Raw genomic sequence first — 5,595 nt, 5'->3', positions numbered from 1 at the left:
GGGGGGGGGGGGCGGTGCCGGGCGCCACGGCGGGAGAGGGGGGTCCGTCGCGACACCGCCCACGGTGCGCCCGGCCACTTCGGGAAAGCTTCGGAAAAGCTTCCGGCGCGGGGCTGAACGAGACGATCCGATGCCTTACCTGCCTGGCGCGTTCACCCAACGGGTACGGTGGCGTACATGCGGTTAGGGGTGCTCGGACCACTCGCGGTGTGGGACGACGAAGGGCAGCCGGTACGGGTCGCCGAGACCAAGGTGCGCGCGCTGCTCGCCGATCTGCTCGCGCACGAGGGCCGTCCCGTCTCCGCCGACCGCCTCATCCACGACCTGTGGGGCGACCGCCTCCCCGGCAACCCGGCGGGCGCGCTGCAGGCCAAGGTCTCCCAACTGCGCCGGGTACTGGGCCGCGAGCGGCTGGTGCGGCAGCCCCCGGGGTACCGGCTGCGGCTCGACCCGGCCGACGACGTGGACGCCGCACGGTTCGGCCGCCTCGTCGCCCAGGCCCGCTCCGTCACCGACCCACGGGCGAGGGCGGCCCTGCTCGGCGAGGCGCTCGGACTGTGGCGGGGGCCGGCCTACGCGGACTTCGCCGACGCGGAGTTCGCCCGGGCGGCCCGGGAGTGCCTGGCGGAACAACGGCTGGCCGTGCTGGAGGAGCGGGCCGAGGCCCGCCTCGCCGCGGGGGACCACCTGCTGCTCGCCGGGGAGCTGGCCGCGCTGGTGGCCGAGCATCCGCTGCGGGAGCGGCTGCGGGCGGTGCAGATGCGGGCCCTGTACCGGGCCGGCCACCAGGGGGAGGCGCTCGCGTCGTACGAGGACCTGCGCATCCGTCTCGCCGACGAGCTGGGCGCCTGCCCGGGCCCCGCGGTGAGCGCGCTGCACCGGGCGATGCTCCGTCAGGATCCGGCCCTGGACCCCGCCGCGCCGGTCCGTCCCGACCACACCACGGCCCCGTCCGCCCCGGCCACGACCCCGCCCGCGCCCGGCTCCGGTACCGTCCCGGCCGGATCCGCCGGCGCAGGCGCTCCGGCGGGCCCGGGTGCCGCACCGGCTTCGGCCGGTTCCGCCGACGTGGGGGTGCGGGCTGGGGCCGCCGACTTGGGGGCGCCGACTGGTTCTGCCGACGTGGGGGCGCCGGCCGGTGCCGCCGATGCAGAGGTGCCCGTCGGGGCCGCCGATGCAGAGGTGCCCGTCGGGGCCGCCGGCACGGGGGTGCCGGCGGGGGACGCCGGTGTACGGGTTCCGACCGGGCCGGCCGGCGTACCGGCCCCGGCCGGTTCCGCCGGTGTGCCGGCCCGGGTGGGCCCCGCTGCCGTCCAGGCCGAGGCAGGTCGGGACGGCACCGCGGCTCCGGCCGGTCGTGCCGGTCTTCCCGGTCCGGCCGGCCGGGCCGTGCCGCCGCCCGCTGGCCCGGCACATCGCGAGCCGCCGCACGGCGGAGCGCCGCAGGCCGGATCCCCCCACGCCGCGCCGCCGCCTGCCGGACCGCCGGGCGCCGGAGCGCCGTACTCCGGGTCGCCGCACCCGGGCGTGCCGTACCCCGCCTCTCCGCGACCCGAGGCCTCCCACCCCGCGACCTCGGACCCCGAGGACTCCCACCCCGCGCCGCTGCCCCCGCGGACCGCACCCGTACCCACCGCCTCCGCCTCCGCGCCCGCCTCCGCCTCCGCGCCCGCCTCCGCCTCCGCGCCCGCGTCCGCGGGGCCCGTGTCCGGTCCCGGTAATCTGCCCGTTCCCCTCACCGCCCTCATCGGACGGGAAGAGGTGCTCGCGCGGCTCTCCCGGCTGCTCGGCACGCAGCGCCTGGTGACGCTCACCGGACCCGGCGGGGTGGGCAAGACACGGCTGGCGGTGGCCGCCGCGCAGGAGGTCGCCGGCGACGGGGCCTGGTTCGTCGAGTTCGCGGGCGTCCGCGACGCCACCGCCGACGACCTCGCGGACCTCGTCGCCGCGACCCTCGGCATCCGGGACGACACCCCCTCCGTACCGCCCGCCACCGGCACCGGCGCCACCTCCCCGGTGCGGCGGCTGACCGCCGCCCTGCGCGACCGCCGTACCCTGCTCGTGCTGGACAACTGCGAGCACGTCGTCGCGGCCGCCGCCGAGCTCGTCGCGCTCCTCCTGCGCGGCGCCCCGCACCTGCGCGTCCTCACCACCACCCAGGAACCCCTCGCCCTGGCCGGGGAAACCGTGTTCCTGGTCGAACCGCTGCCCACCCCGGACGCCGTCCGCCTGTTCACCGAGCGGGCCGCCGCCCGCGCGCCCGGCTTCCGGCCGGACCCCGGCGAGCCCGGCGGCACCGGTGCGGGCGCGGCGGCCGACCACGCCGCGGTGGCCGAGATCTGCCGCCGCCTGGACGGCATCCCGCTCGCCCTGGAGCTCGCGGCGACCCGGGTGCGCGCCCTTGGCGTACGGGAGCTGGCGGCCCGGCTCGGTGACCGGTTCCGGGTGCTGACCTCCGGGCAGCGGGGGGCGCCCGCCCGGCAGCAGACCCTGCGCGCGGTGATCGACTGGAGCTGGGAGCTGCTGAGCGCGCCCGAACGCCTCGTCCTGAGCCGCCTCGCGGCGCACCGCGACGGCTGCGGCCTCGACGCGGCGGAGGCGGTGTGCGCGGGCCCGGGCGTGGCCCGCGGGGCGGTGCTCGACCTCGTCACCCGGCTCGTCGAGAAGTCCCTGGTCGTCGTCGCGGACGGCCCGGCCGGCCCCCGTTACCGCCTCCTGGAGTCCGTCGCCGCCTATGCGGCCGAGCGGTTGCGGGAGACGGCCGACGAGGCCGCGACCCGCGAACGCCACCTGCGGCACTACCTCGCGCTCGCCGAGCACGCCGAGCGGCGGCTGCGCGGTCCGCGGCAACGGGACTGGCTGACCCGCCTGGACACCGAGGCGTGCAACCTGCGCGCCGCCCTGGACGAGGCGGTGCGCCGTGCCGCCGAGGGGCACAGCGAGGAGGCCGTGCGGCTCGCCACCGCCCTGTCCTGGTGGTGGCTGCTGCGCGGCCGCCTCACCGAGGCCCGCCGCGCCCTGGCCGCCGTCCTCACCGCGACCGCCGGCCGCTGCGACCCCGAACTCGCGCTGCTGCACAGCGGTTTCGTACTGCTGACCGGGGAGCGTACGGTCACCTGCCACGCCGACGCCGTACCCGACCCGGTGCGCCGCGCCCGGGCGCTGTGGCTCAACGCCTACGGCCGGTTCAGCGTCGGCGACCTGGACGGCAGCCGCGCCCTGAACACCCGTGCGCTGATCCACTTCGAGGCCGCGGACGAGCAGTGGGGGATCGCCGCCGCGCTGGGCCTGCGGGCGGCACTCGCCCTGGTCCGCGGCGACCTGGACGGCCTGGCCCGCGACGGACAGCGCAGCCGCGCCCTCTTCCGCGGCCTGGGCGACCGGTGGGGCGAACTGCAGACCGTCTCACCGCTCGCCGCGCTCGCCGAGATCAGGGGCGAGTACGAGCAGGCGGCGCACCGCCAGCACGAAGGGCTGCAGATCGCACGGGAGTTGAGCCTGGAGGCCGAGGTGTCGGCCCGGCTGTCCGGGCTCGGCCGGCTCGCGCTGCTCGCCCGGGACTTCGACCGCGCCCGGGACCTGCACGAGCAGGCCCGCCGGATCGCCGTGGACCAGGGCTACAAGTACGGCGAGATCCACGCCGACATGGGGCTGGCGCTCGGTGCGCGCCGCTCCGGTGACATCGACGCGGCCGAGGCGCACCTGCTGCGCATCCGCGACGCCCACGCCGACGTCTCCTCGCCGGCCGGCTACCACCTGCTCCACGCCGAACTCGGCTTCCTCGCCGAACTGCGTGGCGACGCCGCCCGGTCGGCCGCCCACCACCTGCGCAGTCTGCGGATCGCCCACGCGCTGGGGGAGCCGCGCGCCCTCGCCCTGAGCCTGGAGGGGCTCGCCGGTACGGCCGCGCTGGGCGGCGACCGGTCCGGTGCCGCCTGCGCGGCCCTGCTGCTCGGCGCCGCCCACGCCGCGCGCCGCAGCGTCGGCGCGCCCCTGCCGGCCGCCGAACGCGGCGACGTCGACCGTGTCACCGCGGCGGCCCGCGCCGTCCTGGGCCGGCGCGGCTTCACCGAGGCGTTCGAGCGGGGGACGCGGCTGGGCCCCGCCGAGGCGGAGCGCCACGCCCGCACCACCCTGGCCGCACTGGCGGACCAGGCCGCCTGAGCCGCCCGGGCGGCTCAGGCGCCGCCGGAGAGGGCGGCCACGCCCAGCCCCGTCGACGCGGTGCCGATGATGCCGTCGAGGACGTCGCGGGAGCGGACCAGGTCGGCGATCATCCGGTCGAGCCGGTCCCGCTCGGCGGTGAGTTCGTCGAGGAGCCGGGGCGTCGCGCCGGCGCTCGGCGTGCCGTCGCCGTCGCGCATGCACGGCAGCAGCTGGGCGATCTTCTTGCTGTTCAGGCCCGCCGCGTACAGGGCCTGGATGCGGATCACCCGGTCGACGGCCCATTCGCCGAAGTCCCGGTGGCCGCCGGGGGTCCGCTCCGCCTGGAGCAGGCCCTGCGCCTCGTAGTAGCGCAGCGACCGCTCGCTCACCCCGCTGCGCCTGGCCAGTTCACCGATCCGCATGCTCCGACCCCCTGTGTCCGTGCGGGACTTGAACCTCACACCGGTGTCAACTTCTAGCGTAGCGGTACGACGAACTTCGAACCGTCCACGGAGGAAGCACCGATGAGTGACCTGACCGGCAAAGTGGCGTTGGTGACCGGCGGCAGCCGCGGTATCGGCGCGGCGGTGGTGAAGCGGCTGGCCGACGCGGGAGCGGCGGTCGCGCTGACCTACGTCCAGGCGGAGGACCAGGCCCGCGAGGTCGCCAAGGCGATCGAGGCGGACGGCGGCCGGGCCGCCGTCGTCCGGGCCGACCTGACCCGGCCGAACGACGCCGCCGAGGCCGTGGAGCAGACCGTCCGGGAACTGGGCGGCATCGACATCCTGGTGAACAACGCGGGCTTCCTCGCCTACGGCCCGCTGGACGAGGTGACCCCCGAGTACCTGGACAAGGTGCTGTCCGCGGACGTCCGGTCGGTGTTCCTGGCCGCGCAGGCGGCCGCCCGGCACATGGGTGACGGCGGGCGCATCATCAGCATCGGTTCCTGCTTCAACGGCCGTGTCCCCGCGGGGAACTTCGTGCTCCAGGCGACGGCCAAGACCGCGCTCGTGGGCCTGACCAAGGGGCTGGCCCGCGAGCTGGGCCCGCGCGGGATCACCGCCACGCTGGTGGACCCGGGCCCCATCGACACCGACATGAACCCCGCCGACGGCGACTCCGCCGAGTGGCAGGCCTCCCTCACCGCCCTCGGCCGGTACGGCCGGGTCGAGGACATCGCCGAGGCGGTGCTCTACCTGGCGGGGCCCGCCGGCCGCTACATCACCGGCACCTCCCTCGCCGTGGACGGCGGCTACACCGCCTGACCCGGGCCCGTCCGCAGCGACGGCCCCCGCCCCGAGCCCCCGCCGGCCCAGCCGGCGGGGGCTTTCCCGTTTTCCGGCGCACGACGAGCGACCGGCCACAAGTGCCGGAACCCCAGCAAGAATTCGCACTTCTTGCCCGGCGTGACATTCCCTGACAGCCCTTGACAGAGCTCTGACAGAGCAC

The 5,595-nt window shown here is 77.1% G+C and carries 3 protein-coding genes; 2 read left to right on the top strand and 1 reads right to left on the bottom strand.

The window, feature by feature from the left end:
• Positions 1–177 precede the first annotated feature (177 nt).
• Positions 178–4,164: an AfsR/SARP family transcriptional regulator gene (locus IE312_RS11375; protein ID WP_189980823.1), complete on the top strand. Its 3,987-nt coding sequence runs from the start codon at positions 178–180 to the stop codon at positions 4,162–4,164.
• A gap of 14 nt (positions 4,165–4,178) precedes the next feature.
• Here the strand turns inward: IE312_RS11375 and IE312_RS11370 are convergent, their stop codons facing one another.
• Positions 4,179–4,568 (bottom strand): MerR family transcriptional regulator, encoded by a 390-nt coding sequence (locus tag IE312_RS11370; protein WP_189980821.1) that lies wholly within the window; start codon positions 4,566–4,568, stop codon positions 4,179–4,181.
• A gap of 102 nt (positions 4,569–4,670) precedes the next feature.
• Here IE312_RS11370 and IE312_RS11365 point away from each other — a divergent pair, with 102 nt between their 5' ends.
• On the top strand, positions 4,671–5,411 hold the full coding sequence (locus tag IE312_RS11365) for an SDR family NAD(P)-dependent oxidoreductase (protein ID WP_189980820.1): 741 nt from the start codon (positions 4,671–4,673) through the stop codon (positions 5,409–5,411).
• Positions 5,412–5,595 lie beyond the last annotated feature (184 nt).

The sequence above is a fragment of the Streptomyces capoamus genome (assembly GCF_014654935.1).
Lineage (GTDB): Bacteria > Actinomycetota > Actinomycetes > Streptomycetales > Streptomycetaceae > Streptomyces > Streptomyces capoamus.
This window is presented reverse-complemented; position numbering and strand designations above follow the sequence as displayed.